Source organism: Cytobacillus sp. EB106-05-05-XG126 (assembly GCF_058791715.1).
On sequence record NZ_JBYTDU010000001.1, the window covers coordinates 1,902,879 to 1,924,272 of the forward strand.

At 41.0% G+C, this 21,394-nt stretch carries 24 protein-coding genes; 7 read left to right on the plus strand and 17 right to left on the minus strand.

All coding sequences use genetic code 11. The features are described 5' to 3' along the window. Positions 1 to 12: 12 nt before the first annotated feature. The 7 genes from spoVIF to AC3WTL_RS09465 all read right to left on the minus strand — a co-directional run bounded on the left by spoVIF (position 13) and on the right by AC3WTL_RS09465 (position 4,116). Entirely contained in the window at positions 13 to 267 is a 255-nt protein-coding gene (spoVIF, locus tag AC3WTL_RS09435; RefSeq protein ID WP_076256981.1) for a sporulation-specific transcription regulator SpoVIF, read from the minus strand. Positions 268 to 805: 538 nt separating this feature from the next. Further along, on the minus strand, positions 806 to 919 hold the full coding sequence (locus AC3WTL_RS09440) for a YjcZ family sporulation protein (protein WP_019381501.1): 114 nt from the start codon (positions 917 to 919) through the stop codon (positions 806 to 808). A gap of 161 nt (positions 920 to 1,080) precedes the next feature. After that, positions 1,081 to 1,437 carry a stage V sporulation protein AE gene (gene spoVAE, locus AC3WTL_RS09445; protein WP_048008282.1) on the minus strand — a complete coding sequence of 119 codons (357 nt, stop codon included), beginning with the start codon at positions 1,435 to 1,437 and terminating at the stop codon, positions 1,081 to 1,083. A gap of 13 nt (positions 1,438 to 1,450) precedes the next feature. Further along, positions 1,451 to 2,464, minus strand: a complete 1,014-nt coding sequence (gene spoVAD, locus AC3WTL_RS09450) for a stage V sporulation protein AD (protein WP_248346705.1) — start codon at positions 2,462 to 2,464, stop codon at positions 1,451 to 1,453. Further along, a complete protein-coding gene (gene spoVAC / locus AC3WTL_RS09455; RefSeq protein ID WP_197214659.1) occupies positions 2,464 to 2,937 on the minus strand; it encodes a stage V sporulation protein AC in 474 nt (157 codons plus the stop codon). The genes spoVAD and spoVAC overlap by 1 nt, the downstream gene beginning before the upstream one ends. 15 nt (positions 2,938 to 2,952) lie before the next feature. Then, the gene (locus AC3WTL_RS09460; RefSeq protein ID WP_048008285.1) at positions 2,953 to 3,426 is read right to left on the minus strand and encodes a YhcN/YlaJ family sporulation lipoprotein; all 474 of its coding nucleotides are present in this window, start codon (positions 3,424 to 3,426) and stop codon (positions 2,953 to 2,955) included. 336 nt (positions 3,427 to 3,762) lie between these two features. Next, positions 3,763 to 4,116 carry a DUF1360 domain-containing protein gene (locus tag AC3WTL_RS09465; RefSeq protein WP_222497352.1) on the minus strand — a complete coding sequence of 118 codons (354 nt, stop codon included), beginning with the start codon at positions 4,114 to 4,116 and terminating at the stop codon, positions 3,763 to 3,765. A 136-nt stretch (positions 4,117 to 4,252) separates the two neighbouring features. On the opposite strand from AC3WTL_RS09465, the gene AC3WTL_RS09470 reads away from it, so the two are divergent. Further along, the gene (locus AC3WTL_RS09470; RefSeq protein WP_048008286.1) at positions 4,253 to 4,756 is read left to right on the plus strand and encodes a CotY/CotZ family spore coat protein; all 504 of its coding nucleotides are present in this window, start codon (positions 4,253 to 4,255) and stop codon (positions 4,754 to 4,756) included. A gap of 61 nt (positions 4,757 to 4,817) precedes the next feature. On the opposite strand, the gene AC3WTL_RS09475 is transcribed toward AC3WTL_RS09470, so the two are convergent. The 4 genes from AC3WTL_RS09475 to mgtE form a co-directional block, all read right to left on the minus strand. Continuing rightward, entirely contained in the window at positions 4,818 to 5,354 is a 537-nt protein-coding gene (locus AC3WTL_RS09475) for a CotO family spore coat protein (protein WP_492369310.1), read from the minus strand. 113 nt (positions 5,355 to 5,467) lie between these two features. Next, positions 5,468 to 6,238 carry an enoyl-ACP reductase FabI gene (fabI, locus tag AC3WTL_RS09480; RefSeq protein ID WP_197207641.1) on the minus strand — a complete coding sequence of 257 codons (771 nt, stop codon included), beginning with the start codon at positions 6,236 to 6,238 and terminating at the stop codon, positions 5,468 to 5,470. A gap of 140 nt (positions 6,239 to 6,378) precedes the next feature. After that, on the minus strand, positions 6,379 to 8,238 hold the full coding sequence (locus tag AC3WTL_RS09485) for a monovalent cation:proton antiporter family protein (RefSeq protein ID WP_222497356.1): 1,860 nt from the start codon (positions 8,236 to 8,238) through the stop codon (positions 6,379 to 6,381). 12 nt (positions 8,239 to 8,250) lie between these two features. Beyond that, entirely contained in the window at positions 8,251 to 9,630 is a 1,380-nt protein-coding gene (gene mgtE, locus AC3WTL_RS09490) for a magnesium transporter (protein ID WP_048008290.1), read from the minus strand. A gap of 600 nt (positions 9,631 to 10,230) precedes the next feature. On the opposite strand from mgtE, the gene prpE reads away from it, so the two are divergent. Beyond that, complete coding sequence (gene prpE, locus AC3WTL_RS09495; RefSeq protein WP_222497358.1) at positions 10,231 to 10,965, plus strand: bis(5'-nucleosyl)-tetraphosphatase PrpE; 735 nt, start codon at positions 10,231 to 10,233, stop codon at positions 10,963 to 10,965. Positions 10,966 to 11,576: 611 nt separating this feature from the next. On the opposite strand, the gene AC3WTL_RS09500 is transcribed toward prpE, so the two are convergent. From AC3WTL_RS09500 to AC3WTL_RS09515, 4 genes are all read right to left on the minus strand, one after another. Beyond that, positions 11,577 to 12,479 carry an RluA family pseudouridine synthase gene (locus AC3WTL_RS09500; RefSeq protein WP_492369311.1) on the minus strand — a complete coding sequence of 301 codons (903 nt, stop codon included), beginning with the start codon at positions 12,477 to 12,479 and terminating at the stop codon, positions 11,577 to 11,579. A gap of 39 nt (positions 12,480 to 12,518) precedes the next feature. After that, positions 12,519 to 13,313: an NAD kinase gene (locus tag AC3WTL_RS09505; RefSeq protein ID WP_009331194.1), complete on the minus strand. Its 795-nt coding sequence runs from the start codon at positions 13,311 to 13,313 to the stop codon at positions 12,519 to 12,521. 26 nt (positions 13,314 to 13,339) lie between these two features. Beyond that, positions 13,340 to 13,978 (minus strand): GTP diphosphokinase, encoded by a 639-nt coding sequence (yjbM, locus tag AC3WTL_RS09510; RefSeq protein WP_048010943.1) that lies wholly within the window; start codon positions 13,976 to 13,978, stop codon positions 13,340 to 13,342. Positions 13,979 to 14,097: 119 nt separating this feature from the next. Further along, a complete protein-coding gene (locus AC3WTL_RS09515; protein WP_048010944.1) occupies positions 14,098 to 14,475 on the minus strand; it encodes a UPF0738 family protein in 378 nt (125 codons plus the stop codon). A gap of 197 nt (positions 14,476 to 14,672) precedes the next feature. Here AC3WTL_RS09515 and AC3WTL_RS09520 point away from each other — a divergent pair, with 197 nt between their 5' ends. The 5 genes from AC3WTL_RS09520 (at position 14,673) to AC3WTL_RS09540 (ending at position 17,935) form a co-directional block, all read left to right on the plus strand. Then, a complete protein-coding gene (locus AC3WTL_RS09520) occupies positions 14,673 to 15,263 on the plus strand; it encodes a CYTH domain-containing protein (RefSeq protein ID WP_222497361.1) in 591 nt (196 codons plus the stop codon). Between the two features lie 32 nt (positions 15,264 to 15,295). Continuing rightward, on the plus strand, positions 15,296 to 15,937 hold the full coding sequence (locus AC3WTL_RS09525) for a lytic transglycosylase domain-containing protein (protein WP_197214652.1): 642 nt from the start codon (positions 15,296 to 15,298) through the stop codon (positions 15,935 to 15,937). A 247-nt stretch (positions 15,938 to 16,184) separates the two neighbouring features. Then, positions 16,185 to 16,589 carry a globin domain-containing protein gene (locus tag AC3WTL_RS09530; protein WP_222497363.1) on the plus strand — a complete coding sequence of 135 codons (405 nt, stop codon included), beginning with the start codon at positions 16,185 to 16,187 and terminating at the stop codon, positions 16,587 to 16,589. 2 nt (positions 16,590 to 16,591) lie between these two features. After that, positions 16,592 to 17,461 carry a ClpXP adapter SpxH family protein gene (locus tag AC3WTL_RS09535; RefSeq protein WP_048010986.1) on the plus strand — a complete coding sequence of 290 codons (870 nt, stop codon included), beginning with the start codon at positions 16,592 to 16,594 and terminating at the stop codon, positions 17,459 to 17,461. Positions 17,462 to 17,791: 330 nt separating this feature from the next. Next, a complete protein-coding gene (locus AC3WTL_RS09540) occupies positions 17,792 to 17,935 on the plus strand; it encodes a hypothetical protein (protein WP_492369386.1) in 144 nt (47 codons plus the stop codon). Between the two features lie 43 nt (positions 17,936 to 17,978). Here AC3WTL_RS09540 and pepF read toward each other — a convergent pair whose 3' ends face one another. Continuing rightward, positions 17,979 to 19,796: an oligoendopeptidase F gene (gene pepF, locus AC3WTL_RS09545; RefSeq protein WP_048010949.1), complete on the minus strand. Its 1,818-nt coding sequence runs from the start codon at positions 19,794 to 19,796 to the stop codon at positions 17,979 to 17,981. A gap of 123 nt (positions 19,797 to 19,919) precedes the next feature. After that, complete coding sequence (locus AC3WTL_RS09550) at positions 19,920 to 21,083, minus strand: competence protein CoiA (RefSeq protein ID WP_248348144.1); 1,164 nt, start codon at positions 21,081 to 21,083, stop codon at positions 19,920 to 19,922. Between the last annotated feature and the right edge of the window lie 311 nt (positions 21,084 to 21,394).

Below are 21,394 nucleotides of genomic sequence, written 5' to 3' on the forward strand. Positions count from 1 at the left end.
CAGGCCCTTCTGTTATTTTTTATTCATCATCTGGGAAATGGTATTAAAGTCAAGCTGCTTACCATCAGCAACGATCGATTTGACAATCTTATCTTCCATATCCTTAGAGACGGGTTTGTTTGCAATCTGCGAAACCCTTTTGATTACATTTCGCACTGTTTTCTCATCTTTAAAATTTGCACTCTGCAAAGAGCCGGCCAGTTCAAATACATCCTTCATATTTACGCCTGTTTTCTTTTCAAGGTTTTTAAAAAAGTTGTTATCCATGCTGCTCAATCACGCTCCTTCATTTACTCTTTTATATCTTATGAAGGTGGGCGAAAAACGTGAAATGTATTAATCATTTATCGCAGTCTCACGGGCAGTAAGACCCCCGCTTCAAGATTCAGAGGAATCAAAAGAGGATAAGTGGTGGTCAAACTGCCCAATCCAGCTGCGGCTCCTAGGGGCTCGCTTGTCACCCCTGGGCAAGTCGCCTCGCTTGATAATGTAAAGGCCCGAAATAAGGACAAAGACTAAGAACGCCACGTCCTCCCAAAAGCTGCCGCTTTCGGTCGTGCGATGTATTGCTGCCGCAGATTCCCTTGTCCTGTGGCAACGTCTTTGTGACCCGCTTCCTCCCAAAAGCTGTCGCATTTGGTCGTGCGATGCTCATGCTGACGAAGCCTTCCTTGTCCTGTGGGCCTCAACTAACAATCAGTGGGGATAAGGAACACCCCCACTGATTGAAGTTCACTTTATGTACATTATATGCAAAAAAGCCGACACAAAACCTGCTGCCGGTTCTGAGTCAGCTCTTTACAATCTAGTTGTAGAAACTTGCTCCGACGATAATGAGTAAAATGAATAGGACGACGATTAAAACAAACGTATTTCCATAGCCCCCGCCATATCCGCAGCCTCCATAGCCATAGCCCATGCCTCTCACCTCACTTGGATTTCTCCCTACACAATATGTGATAAATAAGCAGGGTGTATGGGCAAGCTCCCAAGACGTGCTTGGTTTATTCATTCAGATTGGAATAAGGGGCTTGTTTTATATAACTAAAATAGCATTCCTGTGTATTTTCCTAATGTCATTTAGCCTTTCGGCTTGAAAATTAGTGCACCAATAAAGCCGAAGATTATCGCAGCTGAAATACCGGAGCTGGTCACTTCGAACATTCCTGTTAACACGCCGACCAGCCCATGTTGATCAGCTTCCTGCAGGGCTCCATGAACAAGGGAATTGCCAAAGCTTGTTATCGGGATGGTCGCCCCTGCCCCGGCAAAGTCAGCAAGCGGCTCATACAGGCCAATTCCATCAAGTACAGCTCCTAATACAACTAAAAGACTTAAAGTATGGCCTGGTGTCAGCTTAAAAACATCAAACATTATTTGGCCAAATACACAAAATAGGCCACCAATTACAAAAGCCCAGAAAAACATAGGCAGCATTCAATTTCCTCCTCTAATTCATTTCGATAGATACAGCATGGGCAATACAGGGAATACTTTCACTCTGCTGGAATGTCAAAGGCGATAATAGCGCACCCGTTGCGACCACAAGGATTCTTCTATAAGCCCCTTGCTTCATTTGATTTAAGAGATGACCGTACAAAACAGTAGCCGAGCACCCTGCACCGCTCCCGCCGGACTGGACTGGCTGATCATCTTTATAAATCATTAATCCGCAATCTTTAAATTTTTCTCTGTCTATTTTCAACCCATTATTTGTGAGCAGTTCATAAGCCGTTTCCTGGCCAATTCTGCCAAGGTCCCCTGTGACAATCAAATCGTAATGGGATGGATCGAGCTGCATGTCCTTAAAATGTGCAGTAATGGTATCGGCTGCTGCAGGCGCCATTGCTCCTCCCATATTAAAAGGATCTGTCAAACCCATGTCGATTACTTTGCCGATGGTGGCTGAAGTGGTAACCGGCATATTGGGTCCGGCTGCTTTCGCGGATACCAGAGCCACACCTGCACCAGTTACTGTCCATTGGGCTGTTGGCGGCTTCTGGCCTCCGTATTCTGTTGGATATCTAAATTGCTTTTCAACAGCGGCATTATGACTGGAAGCTCCTGTCAAAACGTAATCTGCACCCCGGTAATTGACAATGAAGGACGCCAGAGCAAGTCCTTCCATTGAAGTTGAACAAGCTCCAAAAATCCCGAAATAAGGGATTTGAATTGTTCTTGCACTTAAACTTGAAGGTGTTATCTGATTAATTAAATCCCCTGCAATATAAAACTGAACATCCTCCTTTTGGACATTTGCTTTATTTAAGGCCGTTTGACCGGCCTCTTCCAAAAGGATCCGGTGTGCTTTCTCATAAGAATCTTCACCCATCCATAAATCATCATGAAGAACATCAAAATCCTCTGACAGATTGCCATTTGCCTCAAAAGGCCCGCCTGAAACACCGGCTGCTGCGATGACGGGGAGATTTTGAAAGACCCAGGATTGTTTTCCTTTTAGCATTAAATAACCCCCCAAATAATTAATAGCGTTTTTATCAGGGCTACTACAAAAGCCGAAAATACCCCAAAAAGAATAACTGAGCCAGCGAGCTTAAACATATTCCCGCCAACACCCAGCACAAATCCTTCGGTGCGGTGTTCAATAGCAGCTGAGATCATAGCATTTCCAAATCCTGTAACAGGAACAGCACTCCCAGCTCCGGCGAACTGGCCTAAACGGTCATAAACCCCAAAACCTGTCAGCAGCATGGATATAAAAATCATGGTTGCAACAGTGGGATTTCCGGCTGTCTGTTCAGTGAAATTAAAGAAGTAGATATAAAAATACGTTATTGCCTGTCCAACGATACAGATGAGACCTCCCACCCAGAAAGCACGAATACAATTTTTCAGGACCGGGCGTTTAAGTTCATGCTTTTGCTCAAGTTTCTCATATTGCTGCTGTTCAGGGGTTTTATTACTTTTTTTGCTCATGATTCCCGCTCCCTTCTATGTCATTTCATTTTTAAGTTTAATGATTTTATCAAGCTTCTTTTTTGCCTTTTTGTCTGTAAAATCGGGATCTTTCATTTTTTCCTGAAGTTCTACTGCCTCTATAAAGATTTTATAATCGCTTGAAACAATGAAGTTCTCATCCGGGTATTTCTCCTCAAGCATTTTTGTCATCTTTTTTTCAATTTTTTTCATGTGGAATCGCTGCAGGTGCTTCACTTTATAAGCAACTAGTGTGTCCCCATTGCTCTTAACAACTGCAACATCATATAGTTCTTTCATTTTTTCGACGTCATGCTCAATGTTTTCAACTAAATTCAAATTTTCCTTTGTATTTTTATCAATTAATACTGCTGGGGGATTAGTCGTTTTGAGGAGTGCAAGGTCGCTGTCCGTCACCTCTCCATCACCGCTGCATCCTGATAATAAGATCAGTGAAAATGCAATAAACAATAAAAGTTTCTTTTTCATAATAGTCCCTTCCTATGTAAAATCTTTAATTATATTGTCCTCGAAATGTTTTAGATTTATGAACATTAATATCCATCCTATTTTTTCCAGAAGAACCCCAATAAAAAAAGCCGGAAACACCGGCTCCTGATTTTTTATCGTTTTTTTCCGCAGCCGCATCCCTTTTTCTTCTTCTTTTTCTTGCTGACCGGCTGTGATTTTTCCGTTTGCTGATCTTTGTCCTTATTTAACATTGATGAGGCCCTCCATTTACAATAATTTTCCTCTAATTAATTTATGCAGAGCCTCAGGAGCTTGTGTAAATCAAATGCCCAAATAAATATAAATAGACATAAGCTAATCAATCAGCTTTTGCATAAGAGTTTCTATAATGGCAGCCAGTCCGGCAACCGCTAAAATGAGCAGCACCGGAGCTGCAAAGGATGCATAGAAGTAATAGGAAGCATATAAAAATAAGGCACTCCACATGCCAGTACACCAATAACAGCTTAGAAGCTCCCCGAAGAATCCACGCACCCTTCCTTCTTTCACAATCCAATAAACTTCCATTTCCCCGTTCTCATCTGTTTCTTCCACTTCTTCCAAAAAAGGCTTTCGCAAAAAAACAGTAATTTTATCAAATACAATCAGTCTGGTCAGTCTGAAGCTTGCAAGAGCCAAAATCAGCAGCTCCATAGGTGTTATGTCCATTTTTTTCATTTCACCTCAAATGTAAAAAAATAGCCTATTTTTTGAAAAAACAAGGCGTTTGTCCGTAACCCATAGGGCACTTCGGCAATATGTTAGTAGTGTAGACCACAAGAAACAAACAAGGAGGAAAACAAAAATGGGTTGTGGAAAAAAAGACGACTTCAAAGGCAAAAGCTGTGTATGTGAAGTAGTTCGTGCTATAAAAGATATTCAAGATAACGCAGAAGATGTGTGCGAATGCCCTTCAAACTGTTTCCTGGAGCCGCTTGGAGCGATTTCACCTTCAAACAGAAAGCGGCATAAGCGCCCGGATACACGCGTATTCACACTAAAAACAGCAGATGGGTCACCATTCCATGCATTCTTTACAGGAAATGACTGTGCTTGTGTATCAATCTTCTTTAGAGTAGAAGAAGTATTTGATAACTGCTGTGCAGTGCTTCGCGTTCTAGAGCCAATTAACAGAAAACCTGGCCCGGACAAAACAGTAAACCTTGTTGATGACTGCTGCATCGACTTGAAAAAGGTTTGCGAAGTTGACTACTTCCGCAGTACAAATGACTGCGTAACTGTTGACTTAACATGCTTCTGCGCTGTTCAATGTATTGCCGATGTTGACCTGGATATTTGCGAAGACTAATCAAAGAGGCCAGCCGAACCATTCGGCTGGCTATTTTTTGGCCTGCCTCCCCGATTTCAGGTTACCTTCTTAGGCCGATCATTTTGATTGCATTTAAAGATTGCAGATTTATTTTCTCAATACGTTCATCAAATAACTTTACCTCAATCCATTCTTCATTTTTTGAAACAAGAAATCCCCTTATTGCCTTTTCCCCTGTTTCAAATGTGCATGGTATGGGCGGAAGCTGTTTTGGGAAATCAATTAAATAATCCAGACGCTCAAGTGTGTCCATTTCCTTAAAACTCTTTACTCGATTGAAAGATGGTTTTCTTTTTTCTGTCGTAAAAGCAAAGGATGCACCTTTTTTCTCTTCTCTCCCGGATTCAAACTCTTCAATTGCTTCCTGCACCTCCATTTGCCCAGCAGTCTTTTCGACTTTTTCTTCCGGCACATTTTGTACCTCTTTAGGGACAGCGAAATCAAGCAGGTTTTCCTTTTGTTTTCGTTCCTGCCCTGCTTTCCTGCTCGAATAGATTGTTTGCATCCTGTTTTCAGGAATTTGAAAATTAGGCTGCTGTATATAGAATAGCGGCTCCTTTTCTCTTTTCTCAGTCACTATGCCCACCTCCGCAATCGTTATGGTTCGTCGTATTATATGTATGCAGAAAATGGGCTTTCGTTTCTGAGGAAATAAAAAAAGCCCGCTCACATTGGAGCGGACAAATTCTATTAAATGATATGATAACCGGAGTCTACGTGGATATTTTCACCCGTTATTCCTCTCGACAGACTGCTGAATAAGAATAGAGCAGTATCTCCTACTTCTTCAGGAGTTGTGGTTTTGCGGAGCGGAGCTTTTTCTTCAATTTCTTTAAGAATCGAATTAAATTCGCTTATTCCTTTAGCAGAAAGAGTCCTGATTGGACCGGCTGAAATGGAATTAACCCGGATTCCATCCTTTCCAAGGTCGTTAGCCAAATATTTGACGCTTGCATCAAGGGATGCTTTTGCCACACCCATAACATTATAATTCTTCACAACCTTTTCCCCGCCAAGATATGTAAGAGTCACAATGCTTCCGCCTTCTGCCATTAATCCCCTTGCTTCCTTTGCAACAGCAGTCAGCGAATAAGAACTGATATTGTGGGCCAACAGGAACCCGTCTCTTGTTGTGTTCATGTATTCTCCCTGAAGCTCTTCCTTATGGGCAAAGGCGATGCAATGGGCAATCCCATGAATTACACCTGCTTCTTCCTTAATTGTGCTGAAACATTTAGCGATGTCATCATCACTTGTTACATCACACGGAAGCACTAATGAATGTGCATCCTCCAATGATTCAGCCAATTCACGAACACTTTTCTCCAGTCTTTCTCCCGCATATGTAAAGATTAAACGGGCACCGGCATCATGAAGGGATTTGGCTATTCCCCATGCAATGCTTCTTTTATTAGCTACACCCATTACGACGAATGTTTTTCCATTTAAAGAAAGAGTCATTATTAAATCCTCCTGAGTTTATTATTACATGTTATTAGTACCTAGTACTAATTGTACATCAATTCGCTGCAAAAGAAAAGCCGAAAAAAATCCTCTTGTCATTGAAGGATTTTTTTCGGCAAGATGATGTCAATCAGATTCTAACACCATTCACAAAATTCAAGTTCCCGTTTTAATTCATCAACGTATTCCTTAGATCCTGTAACAATCAAGCGATCATTGACATGAAGTTCAGTATCTCCGTGAGGAACAATGGAATCCTTTCCTCTAAATATCCGGACGAATATTACATCCCCCGTAAACGGGAATCTCCGAAGCATCATGCCTTCAAACTGCTCATTCATCAATCGGATTTCATATAAAGCAGTCTCCTGGTTCGTTAATATGTTCACCACGCTTGGTGACTCAATTAATGCACGAAGCAGCGCCTTAGAGGAAAGAATAGTTGAAAACAATTCAATGTCATGTTCCCGAAGCGTTTCTTCCATATCAGGGCTTTCCATCCGGCAAATGACCCGGTCCACTCCCTTATCTTTAAAAGCTATGGATAATGTAGCATTTGTCTCTTCATCCCCTGTGGAGATTACAACAATATCAGACTCAAAAGCCTCTGTTCCTTCGAAATTTTCAATATCAAACTCATCAACTTCAATGATGTCGAACAAAGAGTCAGCTATCTGCTTTTCCGCCTTTTCCTGTTTCTTATGATATAAAGCCGGCTCGTAAAGGGATGACTTAAGCTCATTATAGATCGGCATAGTCATTTGGTTTGCACCAATAAAGGATACTTTAAACTTCTTCTCCTCAGCAGCTTCCTGAGGAAATAGCTTTTTAAAGACAACGGGTGTGAATATACTTGTTATGACAGCGACCAAAATTAATGTGCCGCTCATCTCTGCAGTTATAACATCCATTCTTTCACCTATTGTTGCTGCAGCAATTACAAGGGAAAGAGTTGACGTTAACAAGAAACCTGAGGCGATAACCGTTTTGGTGTCATACCATCTTTTTAAAATATATATCGGTATAAGCTTTGACAGCAGCAGAGCAATCAGCAGCAATGGTATAAGCATAAGCATCTTGGGGTCTCCAAACAAAGTCCATACATCGAGCTCTACCCCTACCATTACAAAGAAAATCGGTATAAGGAACCCGTATCCAAAAGAATCCAGCTTATGGATCATTTCCTGATTTGGCGCCAGCAGTGATACAAGAACCCCAGCAAGGAATGCACCTAAAATATTTTCTGCTCCGACTGTTTCTGATAATGCCACAAGAAAAATAATTAGTGCAAATACTGCTCTTGTTCCAATCTGAACTGTTCCTGTCGACATCGCTTCAAGAAAATTAAGGTTCTTAAACCTTCTGCCGAGGAAATACAGCAATACGCCTACTCCAAATAAGATTAGGAGCAGCCATGTATTACCTCCGCCTTTATCATTTAGAGATACAAATACAGCCAGTAAAATCATTGTAGCCAAATCTGCAATAACTGCGATTAAAAGAATAATTTGGCCAATGCCTGTTTTCATTAAGTGTGCTTCCTTAAGAGTAGGAACCACAACTCCCAGAGAGATGGTGGATATAATTAAAGTCATTAAAAAAGCATTATCAATGAATCCTGCCCAGACAAATAAATAAGACAGTCCTAATGAAACAAAAAATATACCTATAAAAACAATTGAAGACACTGCAAATGAATTTGGCTCAAGTTTTCCGCTGGGCAGCTTTTCTCTCTTCTTTGAAGAAGAAAAAGCTGTAAAGTCAATCTCAAGTCCGCTCAGGAACATTAAAAAAATAAATCCAAGTGTCGAAAGAGTTTCAAGCCACATATCCTCATGGACAATATCAAAGCCGCTTTTACCGATAATTAAACCAATAAGAATCTCGGCCACCACTACCGGTATAAAATTAACCTTCAGCCGATGCAGTATAATCGGCGTTATAAAAGCGGCAAGAATAACAATGACAAGCGATGCTACTGATGCGCCATGTTCCATAATATAACCCCCTTAACCTGTTAAATAACTCATAAATAATGTCGCCATTCCAAAATAAATTAAAATACTGATCAGATCATTAATGGTTGTAATAAATGGACCTGACGCCACTGCCGGATCAATTTTCATCCTGTGCATTAGTAAAGGAATCAGTGCACCTGCCAGGGTGGCAACGATCAATGTAAACAAAATTGAGACGCCAACTAAAACACCCAGAAAGAAATTTCCTTTCCAGAAATAAACAATGAAAGTAACAAGAATACCGCAAATACCTCCATTGATTAAGCCGGTCCCTGCTTCCCTTATCACCAATTTCCATTTGTTTTCTTTCTCAAGGTCTCCAGTAGCAATTCCCCGGACAGCAACGGCTAATGCCTGAGTCCCGGTATTTCCGGCCATCCCTGCAATAAGAGGAATGAAAACAGCCAGTATGGCCACCTTATCCAATGTGTTCTCAAACCTTCCGATAAGGCTTGCAGTTAACATACCCAAAAACAGCAGGATGATAAGCCATGGAAGCCGTTTACGCGCAGCTGAAACTGGATTCCGGTCAATATGATCCATATCTGATACGGCAGCTAATTTGGAGTAATCATCAGATGCTTCTTCTTCCATGACATCCATAACATCATCAACTGTAATAATACCCAGCAAGTGATTTTGAAAATCGACAACCGGAACAGCCAGGAAGTTATAGTCCTTAATTTTTCTTGCGACTTCTTCCTGATCTTCACCCACAGATACGGAAACTACTCTGTCATTGGTGATTTCTGAAATCATCGTGTCATCGTCACTTACTATTAAATCCCTTAATGAAATGACGCCAATAAGCTTCTTTTCGTCATTTACAACGTACACATAATAAATGGTTTCAGCCCTTGGCGCTTCATTCTTTAAGATATACATAGCAGAACGAACCGTCTGATTGGCTGACAGAGAGACAAATTCAGTTGTCATAATACTTCCTGCTGTATATTCTTCGTAATGAAGCAAATCCTTAATTTCTTTTGCCGATTCATCATCCATAATTGTTAAATAGCTGACAACCTGGTCTTTATCAAGTTCATTTAAAACATCAACCGCATCATCGGCATACATTTCTGAAAGCATATCTGCTGCATAGTGGGGATTCATCTCGGCAAGAACGTCTTTATAATCTTCTTCCTCAATCTCCAGGTTTTCAAAAAGAGCCGCCATTTCTTCTGGAGATAGATAAAGATAAATTTTTGCACGGATGTCCTCATCCAGATCTTTAAAAAATGAAGCCTGATCATATGGGTGCATATCAAGAAATTCATTTCTGAAGATATCAATTTCTTCATTTTGTAAAGATTGGATTAAAAGACTGGCATTGATTTGAGATCCTGATCTTTCCTCTGCATGATCTTCCATACAAAATTAACCTCCTCTCATAAAGCATCCATACCCTGTTGGCTAACAGGAAAATGTACTTAACTATACTAGCAAATCTTTGTTTTTTTGTCGTCTCTGAGCAATCCATAAAGTGAAACTTCAATCAGTGGAGAGTGATTTTCTCCCCGCTGATTATTAGTTAAGGGCCACAGGACAAGGAAGGCTTCGTCAGCATGAGCATCGCACGACCAAATGCGACAGCTTTTGGGAGGATGTGGCGTTCTTAGTCTTTGTCCTTATTTCGGGCCTTTACATTATAAAGCGAGGCGACTTGCCCAGGGGTGACAAGCATAAGACGGGCAGATGGCGGGAAGTGCCTTTCTTCCCAACAGCTAATTGACTTAGCCCCTAGGAGCTGCAGCTAGTTTGGGCAGTTTGACCCCCACTTATCCTCCAGTGGTTCCTTTGGTTCTTTGAAGTGGGGGTCTTACCCTGCCCGTTAGACTGCGATAAATTTAATTTTCCCATTCTTTAAACTTAAAATCGTTAAAGCTTTATCTGCTGCGGAAAAATAATGCGTTATGATAAATATTATGAAAATTGATATGATAACAGTAGAACTTTAAAGGAGCCTAAAAAATGAGACTAGATATTATCGGTGATATTCACGGCTGCTTTGCTGAATTTAAGGAGCTGACTTTTAAACTGGACTATATCTGGGAAAAGGGATTTCCTGTCCATCCAAGCGGCAGAAAACTGGCCTTTGTGGGAGACTTAACTGACAGAGGCCCAGATTCACTTGCAGTCATTGAAGCAGTATATAACCTTGCAGCAAACAACTTGGGATACTATGTCCCGGGCAACCATTGCAATAAACTCTACCGCTTCTTTTTAGGGAATAAAGTGCAAATTACACATGGACTTGAAACAACAGTCGCTGAATATGAGCAGCTGTCTCCCAAAACACAGGATGAGGTCAGACAGAAATTTATGGAGTTATATGAAAACGCACCTCTATATCATGTAATCGATAATAACAAACTGGTTATCGCACATGCTGGAATTAAGGAAAGCTATATTGGGAAGCATTCTTCAAAAGTAAAAACTTTTGTTCTGTATGGTGATATTACAGGAGAAAAAAATCCGGACGGCACACCTGTAAGACGTGATTGGGCAAGAGAGTATAAGGGCGAAGCTGTAATCGTCTATGGCCATACTCCCTTAAAGGAAGTGAGGAGAATTAATAACACCTATAATATTGATACAGGCGCTGTTTTTGGCAATAAGTTAACCGCGCTTAGATATCCGGAAATGCAATTGCTATCTGTCCAATCCCGCATGCCTTATGTTGAAGAGAAATTCAGGAAGATGTAACCAAAAAAGCCGGCAAATGCCGGCTTTTATAAAGTGAAACTTCTATCAGTGGGGAGCTCTTTATCCTCCACTGATTGTTAGTTGAGGCCCACAGGACAAGGAAGGCTTCGTCAGCATGAGCATCGCACGACCAAATGCGACAGCTTTTGGGAGGAAGCGGGTCACAAAGACTTTGCCACAGGACAAGGAAAGCTACGGCAGCGATACATCGCACGACCGAAAGCGTCAGCTTTTGGGAGGATGTGGCGTTCTTAGTCTTTGTCCTTCTTTCGGGCCTTTACATTATAAAGCGAGGCGACTTGCCCAGGGGTGACAAGCATAAGACGAGCAGATGGTGGGAAGTGCTTTTCTTCCCATCAGCTGATTGGCTTATGACCTCGAGCCCCTAGGAGCCGCAGCTAGATTGGGCAGTTTGACTCCCACTTATCCTCCTTTGATTCCTCTGAGTCTTGAAGTGGGGGTCTTACTGCCCGTTAGACTGCGATAAAGTGAAACTTCAATCAGTGAGGGGGCTTTATCCCCCACTGATTGTTAGTTGAACCAATCGGGCCTTTACGGGCAGTTTGACCCCACTTATCCTCCATTGATTCCGCTGAGTTTGAAGCGGGGTCTTACTGCCCGTTAGACTGCGACAAAAGACAATTCATGTCTTCCGGAAGCGGTTGATCAAATATAAGGGGTTTGTGCAGGAATGGATGTTCGAAGGAAAGGCTGCAGCAGTGCAGCGCCTGCCGCCTGATGAACCGCCTTGTGCCCCCGTATAATTCGTCACCTGCAAGAGGAAAACCAAGCCATGCCAAATGAACTCTGATCTGATGAGTTCTGCCAGTTTCAAGTTTCAGTTTTACGTGTGTAAATTCTTTATGCCGGCCGATGACCTGATAATGTGTACATGCATATTGGCCTTCCTCACTGACTTCCCGCTCAATTATACTGTCTCTCTTTCGAGCAATCGGCTGTTCTATTGTTCCTGCATCCGGGCAGATTGAGCCTTCAGCAAAGGCTTGATACATGCGATGGATTTTTCGTGAGCGCTGCTGTTCACTGAACAAATGATGTACATGCCTGTGTTTAGCAATCAGAACCAGGCCAGATGTATCTCTATCCAGTCGAGTCACAATATGGGCAGCAGACTTTAAGCCGATTCGCTGATAATATCCAATCAGCCGATTAGCCAGACTCCCGGAAGGATGTTCTCTAGAAGGAATGGAATTCACACCTGCGGGCTTGTTTACTACAAGAAGATAATCATCTTCATAAAGAATATTCAGGGGCAAGTCTTCCCCCTTCATGCCTTCACTTGGAACTTCTTCAGGGAATCCAACCTGAAGAACATCACCTTCTCTTAACACATAACGGACATTTACTTCCTGACCATTCACCTGAATAAAGCCGCCGTCAAATTTTATATCTGTCAGTGCAGTTTTGGAAATATGATTGTCTTTTAAAAACTCCCTGATTAATAAGCCCGCCTCCCGGGCAGTAATTTTCCATTGTAATTCAAAACATGCCATGAGCTGCAGGCTCCTGTTCTGTCATATGGTGACCTTTCTTCAATCAGCAACAAAAGAATCGTGGACCCTTTTCCAGAATGGAAATGGCCTGAACCTCGCAAAACGGATCTTTTCATCTGCCACTCTGAATTGAATTGACTTTACATCTTTATGAAGAAGTGTCAAATGATCAATAGTAATTTGGAAATCCGGTTCATTCACCGGCTTCAGCATGCATGTATGGTGGGCCGGCAGTACGAGCGGCGAGCCCACTGTACGGAATACCTTATTATTAATGGAAGCCATTTCAGCAAGCTGGATGGCAGGCAAAGAAGGGTGCAGAATTGCCCCTCCAAGCGCCTTATTATATGCTGTGCTTCCTGATGGTGTAGAAACACACAGGCCATCTCCGCGGAACCGTTCAAAATGCTGGCCTCGTATTTCCACATCCATAACTAAGGTACCTTCTACAGCCTTGACCGTAGATTCATTTAATGCAAGATAACGGGTTTCTTTGCCGCCATGCTGGTAGCGGATAATCACTTCAAGGAGCGGATATTCAATTACCTGATACGGGGTTTTGGCAATTGCAATGACAAGCTTTTCGATTTCCTCCGGAACCCAGTCTGCATAAAAGCCAAGATGGCCTGTGTGTATACCAACAAAGGCGGTCTTGTCCAGGCGGCTGCTGTATCGGTGAAAGGCATAGAGTAAAGTGCCATCCCCGCCTACCGATATGACTATATCAGGCTCTTCTTCATCATATGTAAGCTCGAAGTCCAATAAATAGGTTCTCATTTTGTGCATGAGTGTATTCGATTTTGAATCTCCTTTTGAGGTAATGGCAAATTTCATCTTATCCAAGCTCCTCTTTTATACTGTTAGTTTTCTCCCTTTTGCTGTTTTTCTTTTTTTCTTGTAAAGAATGCCTGGGCATCCTGGATTTCACCGCGAATGAGTGACATTTCTTCATCAAGCCTGAAAGCAGCCTCTGCCGCCCGCTGAAGCCTCATCTGAATATCCTCAGGAAATTGGCCCTTATATTTGTAGTTCAGGGAATGTTCAACCGTGGCCCAGAAATTCATGGCAAGAGTTCTGATCTGAATCTCCGCAAGTATTTTCTTTTCTCCCTTGATCGTCTGAACTGGATAACGGATCACGACGTGGTAAGAACGATAACCGCTTGCTTTTTTATGAGATATATAATCTCTTTCTTCAACAATTTCAAAGTCATTTCTTTGTCTTAATAGTTCAACCACTCTCTTAATATCATCAACAAATTGGCACATCATTCTTACACCGGCAATATCCTGCATTTCTGATTCCAATCTGTCGAGTGGAATGCCTTTTTGATTTGCCTTATCTAAAATGCTGGCAATTGGCTTTACCCTTCCGGTAACAAATTCAATCGGAGAATGGGAAGAATCCATTTCAAATTGGCTTCTCATGCCTTTTAGCTTTATTTTCAACTCTTCAACCGCCTGCTTATATGGCGCCAAAAATAAGTCCCAATGCTTCACCTGCAACACCACCAAATATCCGAAATAAAAAAGACGGCAACCGTACTGCACCTGTAAATCAGCAAAATTGATCTCTGTTCAAATACATAGCCTATCTCTATATCCAAGTATTAAGCCGCTTAAACATTCAGCTGGAATACATTCTCTACTTTTTCTACCATTTCATTTCCGTAATTGCTGTTCCCTCGGATATTTTCGATTAAGTCTCCTAATTCCTCATGAAATCCTGCAAGCTCAAGGCGAGCTTGATTAATGTCAGAAGCATAAACCCTCATGTGGCCATCAAGTGCCTTTTTTAATTCCGGCCAGACTGTTTCCGGAAGGGAAATATATGTATAGTCATCGTTTTTCTCTGCTATATAAATAAATGAAAGATTGTCGGAATCAGCTAATATTTGCTGCATAGCGGTTAAACCTGAAACGGTCCCAGACTCTATTCCCAAGATTAATTCATTTCCTATCCATTCTGCATTTACAATTGTAAGTTTCTGTTTCATTTTTCTACCTCCATTGTCATATCTATTCTATCGCAGATTTTATGGACAGTAAAACCCCTGCTGCAATTTTTACAGCAGCAGGAAGCAAACTCCCCTGAATGAATTTATCACAAGCCTAAAAAGATCTTCAAAGGATTGAAGTCCATGCTTAATAAGGAGATAATACAGATAATTACTTATAGCTGAGGTGTACAGGCTTGTCTAATAAAAATATTGAAATCGAATTTAAAAACATGATCACCACAGATGAATTTACCGCTTTAATGAATTTTTTGAATCTAAGAAGTGAAGATTTTTTGGAACAGGAGAATCATTATTTCGATACACCTGATTTTTTATTGAAGGAAAAAGGAAGTGCCTTAAGGATCAGGCAGAAGTACGGCTCGTTTGAATTGACTCTTAAACAGCCCCACCCTGAAGGGCTGTTGGAGACGAATGAAGATCTTTCTGAGTCCGAAGCAGCAGAGATGATTCAGACCGGGAAAATCCCAAGGGAACAGATAAAAAAGTCCTTAGAAGAGCTTGGCATAAAGACAGATAACCTTCGATACTTTGGCACTCTCACAACAAAACGTGCAGAAAAGGAATACAATAAAGGATTGGCTGTTCTTGATCACAGCCGCTATTTAGATAAGGAAGATTTTGAGATAGAATTTGAAGTAGATGATCGGAAGGAAGGCCAATTGGTTTTTCTTAATTTACTTCAGCAGCTTAACATTCCTGTCAGGAAGACCGAAAATAAAATTAAGAGGTTTTATAACGAAAAATACAGACAGCAAAAGGCCTAATAGAAACTGGCCTTTTGCCAAGGAGCAATACAATGAACATAGATCAGCTAAAACTATTGATGGAGCTGCAGGCACTGCAAGGATTAAATAACTCTAAACAAACAAATGCTTCTAACCCTCTGTTTCAAGAGCTGCTGGCAGGGCTGGTTTCGGAAAACAATGGTTCATCACATCAAACCACCGGCGGACTTGGAGCAGTTGCGTCTTTAAAGCCTTATATTAGCGCTTTACAAACCGATTCTCCTGCAGCTGCTGCTCTACCGCCTGTTAAGCTAACCAAGTTAGCCGAATCTTCAAAAAGTGATTTTGATGATCTGATTCAAAAAGCATCAGATATGTTTAATGTACCTGTTAATCTGATTAAGTCAGTCATTAAGCAGGAGTCAAACTTTAATCCGAATGCCGTCAGTCATGCAGGTGCTTCCGGCTTGATGCAGCTAATGCCGGAAACAGCCAGGGGGCTTGGTGTTAGAAATATCTTCGACCCTGCAGAAAATATTTTTGCAGGAGTCAAATATTTACGGCAAATGATGGACAGATATGGGGATAATGTAGAACTGGCACTGGCAGCTTATAATGCCGGACCTGGAAATGTGGATAAATACGGGGGTATACCGCCTTTTAGAGAAACCCTAAATTACATAAAGAAGGTTACCACTTCGTTTATGGCTTAAGCTTCCTGACTGCCGCCCGATTTACCGGGCGGCTTTTTCATGTGCTTTTTTAGAAAATGTTCCGGATTGACAGAAAGGGCTTAACCCATACTAAAAAATAAGCTGGCCAAGGAAACGTTAATAGGGCACAGTAAGCTATTTGTTTGAGATATAAATCCCTCATTGATAAAATAAAAAGAGATTACAGCAATTAATATTAAATAGGAAGTTTTTTTACAATGATTAACTCATAAAAGGAGTTTTAAATATGGCCGAGAAAATGCACACTCCCTTCGACGCTATTGGTGAGGAAAAGCTTCACCAGCTAATTGACGCTTTTTACCTGCGCGTAGGACAACATCCTGATCTCGTTCCTATTTTTCCAGATGACCTGACAGAAACAGCCAGAAAACAAAAACAATTTATGACTCAGTATTTAGGGGGACCTCCTTTATATACTTCAGAACATGGACATCCTATGCTTCGTGCGCGGCACATGCCATTTCCTATAACAGAAACCCGGGCAAGGGCCTGGCTTTCATGCATGAATGAAGCGATGGACCATATCGGGCTGGATGGACAATTGAGGGAAGACTTTTTCTCCAGGCTTGTGCTCACTGCTCAGCATATGATCAATACACCCGAGGACGGAGTGAAAGGTGATAGCCCGTGAATATGCGAGAATCCAATGAAAGCAAGTTCACGTCACCACATTGCTATGGCAGTGAAAAAAAACCCATAGAAGTTTATATGTTTGTTGACCCACTTTGCCCTGAATGCTGGGCTCTGGAGCCAACCTTAAAAAAGCTTCTGATTGAATACGGCCGCTATTTCTCCATAAAGCATGTATTAAGCGGCAGACTGGCAACTTTAAATATGGGGAAAAGACAAAACTACGAAAACATTGCTGATTTGTGGGAAAAAACCGCAAGCCGCTCTGGAATGTCATGTGATGGAAACCTCTGGTTCGAAAATCCAATTTCTTCCCCGCATCTGGCTTCAGTTGCAATTAAAGCGGCTGAATTACAGGGGAGAAAAGCTGGCATCAGATTTTTACGCAAGCTCCAGGAAGTTTTATTTCTTGAAAAGCAGAATGTGTCAAATTTTGAGGTCCTAAAGGATTGTGCTAAGGAAGTCGGTCTTGATGTAGTAGAATTTGTTTCTGATATTCATTCAGATAGTGCAGCCAAAGCTTTTCAATGCGATTTAAAAATAACTTCTGAAATGGATGTTCAAGAAATACCAACTCTTGTCTTTTTCAATGAAAACATAGAAGATGAAGGCATCAAAGTAACCGGGTATTATCCTTATGAAATTTATGAACAGATTTTGGAAGAAATGCTGCCTGCTAAACCTGAGCGTGCTCCTCTTCCGCCCCTGGAATATTTCTTAAAATATTTTAAGCTGGTGGCCAGTAAGGAGATCTCCGTAGTATACGATATGACAGACAGCGAAGTGAACAAGGAAATGAAAAAGCTTCAGCTAAAGCAAATCGCTGAATATGTACCTGCAAAATATGGTAATTTCTGGAGATATTCCGGGTAATCTCAAAGCTGTGCAAAATGCACAGCTTTATTTTTTTCATGAAAAAACCATGCAGTCTAATGCACGGTTCTTTCACAATATATTTTTTTACGAACAAAGGGGATGGGAGAAATTTTTCACGTCCAAACAAAAGGGGTAAATGCTTGAATGTGATCAACTTCACATCTGTACTATATCATGACGAAAATGAACAAGGCAATTAGTTTGTGCCCTTTTTCACAATATTGTCAAAATCAAGTCATGACACTCTGGACAACCGCATAAAATAGTTGTAAATAAGCACAAGGAGGAGACTGCAAAATGAAAAAGCTGCCTGTATTTCTGATGCTGATGCTCATTTTAGTCTCCTTTATTTTGAATATTTTTGGCCTCATGAAGCTTATTCCCCTTTTCATTACGTCACCTATTCTATTTATTTCACTCCTGGTCTTATGTTTATATTTAAATGACCGAAGGAGATTTAAGGGTTTTTAACATCAAAAAAGGTGCCGGGCAATATAGCCTGGCACCTTTACTGTTAAGAAAGCAAGTTTTCCATTTCTTTAAGCTTTTCTTCAAATACTTTGCAGGCATCCTCAATCGGCTTGCTGCTCGTCATATCTACACCGGCTTTCTTTAGTACTTCAATTGGGTAGTCCGAGCTGCCGGATTTCAGGAACTCAATATATCTGTCAACTGCAGGCTGGCCTTCCTGGAGAATTTGCTTGCTTAATGCCGTAGCCGCACTGAAGCCTGTTGCATATTGATAAACATAATAATTATAGTAGAAATGCGGGATTCTGGACCATTCCAGGCCGATTTCCTCATCAATTACGATATCTTCATCCCCAAAATACTTTTTATTAAGTTCATAATATTCTTTAGTCAATGAATCAGCAGTCAAGGCTTCATTGTTTTGTGCCTTTTGATGAATAAGATGTTCAAATTCTGCAAACATGGTCTGGCGGAAAACAGTGCCTCTAAAGCCTTCAAGATAGTGATTAAGCAGATACAGCCGCTTCTTATCATCATCAATTGTTTTTAGCAGATAATCGTTTAAGAGGGCTTCATTACAAGTCGAGGCAACCTCTGCAACAAAAATTGAGTAGTTTCCATAAGGGTATGGCTGATATTTTCTTGTGTAATAGCTGTGTACCGAATGGCCAAATTCATGAGCAAGAGTAAATAAGTTGTTCACATTATCCTGCCAGTTCATTAGTATATAAGGGTTGGTGCCATATGTTCCCGAAGAATAAGCACCGCTCCTTTTGCCCTTATTCTCATGAACATCCACCCATCTATTTTCAAAACCCTCTTTTAAAATATTTAAATAGTCTTCACCAAGCGGCTTTAATCCTTTTAAAATCAGATCTTTTGCTTCATTATATGGTATCTCCATTTTTACTTCCTTCACTAAAGGAGTGTAGAGATCGTACATATGAAGCTCCTTTACCCCAAGAACCTTCTTGCGGAGTTTGACATAGCGATGCAGCAAATGCAGGTTATCGTTAATGGTATTGACCAGATTTTCATAAACACTTTCAGGAATATTGTCCGCAGAAAGGGCAGCATGGCGCGCGGAGTCATAATTCCGGATCTTAGCGTTGAAGTTATCTTTTTTTACGTTTCCGCTTAGAGTGCTGGCAAATGTATTACGAAACTTCCCATAAGTCTCATATACAGCTTTGAAAGCATCATGCCGGACACGCTGCTCGTCACTTTCAAGAAAACGGATGAATCGTCCGTGAGTAATTTCGACTTCTTCCCCATTTTCATCTTTAATGGACGGAAACTCCAAATCCGCATTATTCAGCATTCCAAATGTATTACTGGAAGCCCCAAGCACCTCGGAAGCCTGAGCAAGCAGGGATTCCTGCTCAGCAGATAATACATGAGGCCTTTGAAGATTAATTTCCTCCAGTGAATGTTTATATAATTGCAGCTCGGTTTTTTCCTTCAAATAGCCTGCAATCTTCTCTTCATCTTCAGCAAGCAGCTCAGGAACAATATAAGCAAGTGCACTAGCAGCTTCCGAATACAAATTTTTAATTTTGTCATCCATTCCCTGATAAAATGAATTTGTTGTATCCTGGTCATAACGCATATGGGCATATGTATAAAGCTTCCCAAGGCGCGAAAGTAAATGATCCTGGAACTGAAGCGCTGCATATAATGTTTCAGCACTTTCTCCGAGCCTGCCCTGATACTTACCTGCATCCGGAATCAGCTTCTGAACTTCACTATATTCCTTGTTCCACTCATCATCAGAAGGGAAAATATCCTCCAAACGCCACGTATCTTCAGGTGAAATCTCATTCCTTGCCGGCAGTTTCTTTACAGTCGTTTCATTAGCCATACATTCATCCTCCATTCAAAAGTCCCATTACACTATCTTCTCCTTGAAGAAAAAAATTCCTGCTTTTTTAAATAGCAAAAGTGGAAGTCGTTGATTATTTTATGTTAAATAAGACTTTTTCATTTATTTGCCCTGCAAAATCCTTTGAGTGATGCCTCTATAAAAATCGTCCTCTATTTGGATTATACGGGAGTAATGCTCATGCTCACCGCTTAATGCAGTTTTTTTGTATAAACCATTTTCTGCATGTTTAACAATGTTTAAATTAATAAGGACATCAAGATATTCTTTAATCGCATGGATTTCGGAGCCGGTTTGAACAAGCGGGATTGACCTGATTTTTATATCGTTATTCTTTACCCTGCTGCGAAAGGCTGCAATCATCTGCGGAAGTGAGAAGGGCCTCTCTTTGCCGACTATATCCATAAACAAATAACTCTGCCACTGTATAGGTGAGGTTTCTATATATGGAGAATGACGTACAGGAAGGCCAATTTCAGGCGGGAGGAACGCTGGAGCAATTGAGCGGAAGTATAAATCCTGAAGAAAGTTATTTCTAATAGCACCGCTATTTTGTGAAAGGGAATTCTTTATTTTCCGAACTTCTCTTTTCCATTCATCTAGATTTATATCATTTTTAAAATATGGATTAAATAATATAGCTGGATCTGCTTGGAAAATTGGTTTTACATCATAATGCGCGCAGGCATTTCTGACTGTAAGGGGCTGGATATGGTGGATATTGATAAAAGACTTTGTAGTGGGGCAAAAAGAAGGGATTACCCAATGGCCTGAAGCTGCTTGCCGAAGAAATAGGTATTGGAAACCAGATAAAGAAATCTTTGCTTTGCCCATACGCTTAATACTTTTCCCTGCCAGTATCCAAATTGGAACGATACCTGTCTTAAGGTAGGCTTCTGTCCGTTTTATAAATAACTCCTCCGAAATGTTTGAGCATTGATATTCAAGAGCATAATGTACACCTTCATAATGGACATCAATATCCGGCCGCTGTGATATTTCCGGATAAAATGGTTCCAGAATTGGATTTAAACCTTTTTTCTTTAGCCATTGAAACAATAACACCTTTCCGGACATATGGTATTCTGTTTCCCTTTCATACCTTTCCGGACATTCAGAACCCTTTCTGTGGCTGAAATGCGGGACTCTTTTCTTTCCGATTTTCATTATTACTTTCTCTTTGCATTCCGGGCAGTAAAAGTTGTGATTTTTCCTGTACTGCTGTAAAACCGGGATGCTGTGTGAACCTATGAGGCTTATTCGCACTCCATTCTCTGTTGAGGCAACTAACAAGTGACCATCTCCTTTCCTCCTTATTCTTCTATTCTTAATGGTTAAATTCCTTTTTATCTGATGTATTCTCTTACAGTTTTTTGCTTAGGCTCTTTTTCAAATATCAATGTTTCTTTATTTATGAATTTAGCCCGCTGATTTCCGCTGCAGGCACGCAGCGAACCCGCGGAGGAATGTGAGCCTCCTCGAATGAAGACCGCACGAGGAAAATGCGTCAGCATTTTCGAGGATCAAGTACCCACAGCGAAGATCAACTCAGCAAATTTAACTAAGTTAAAATAGCA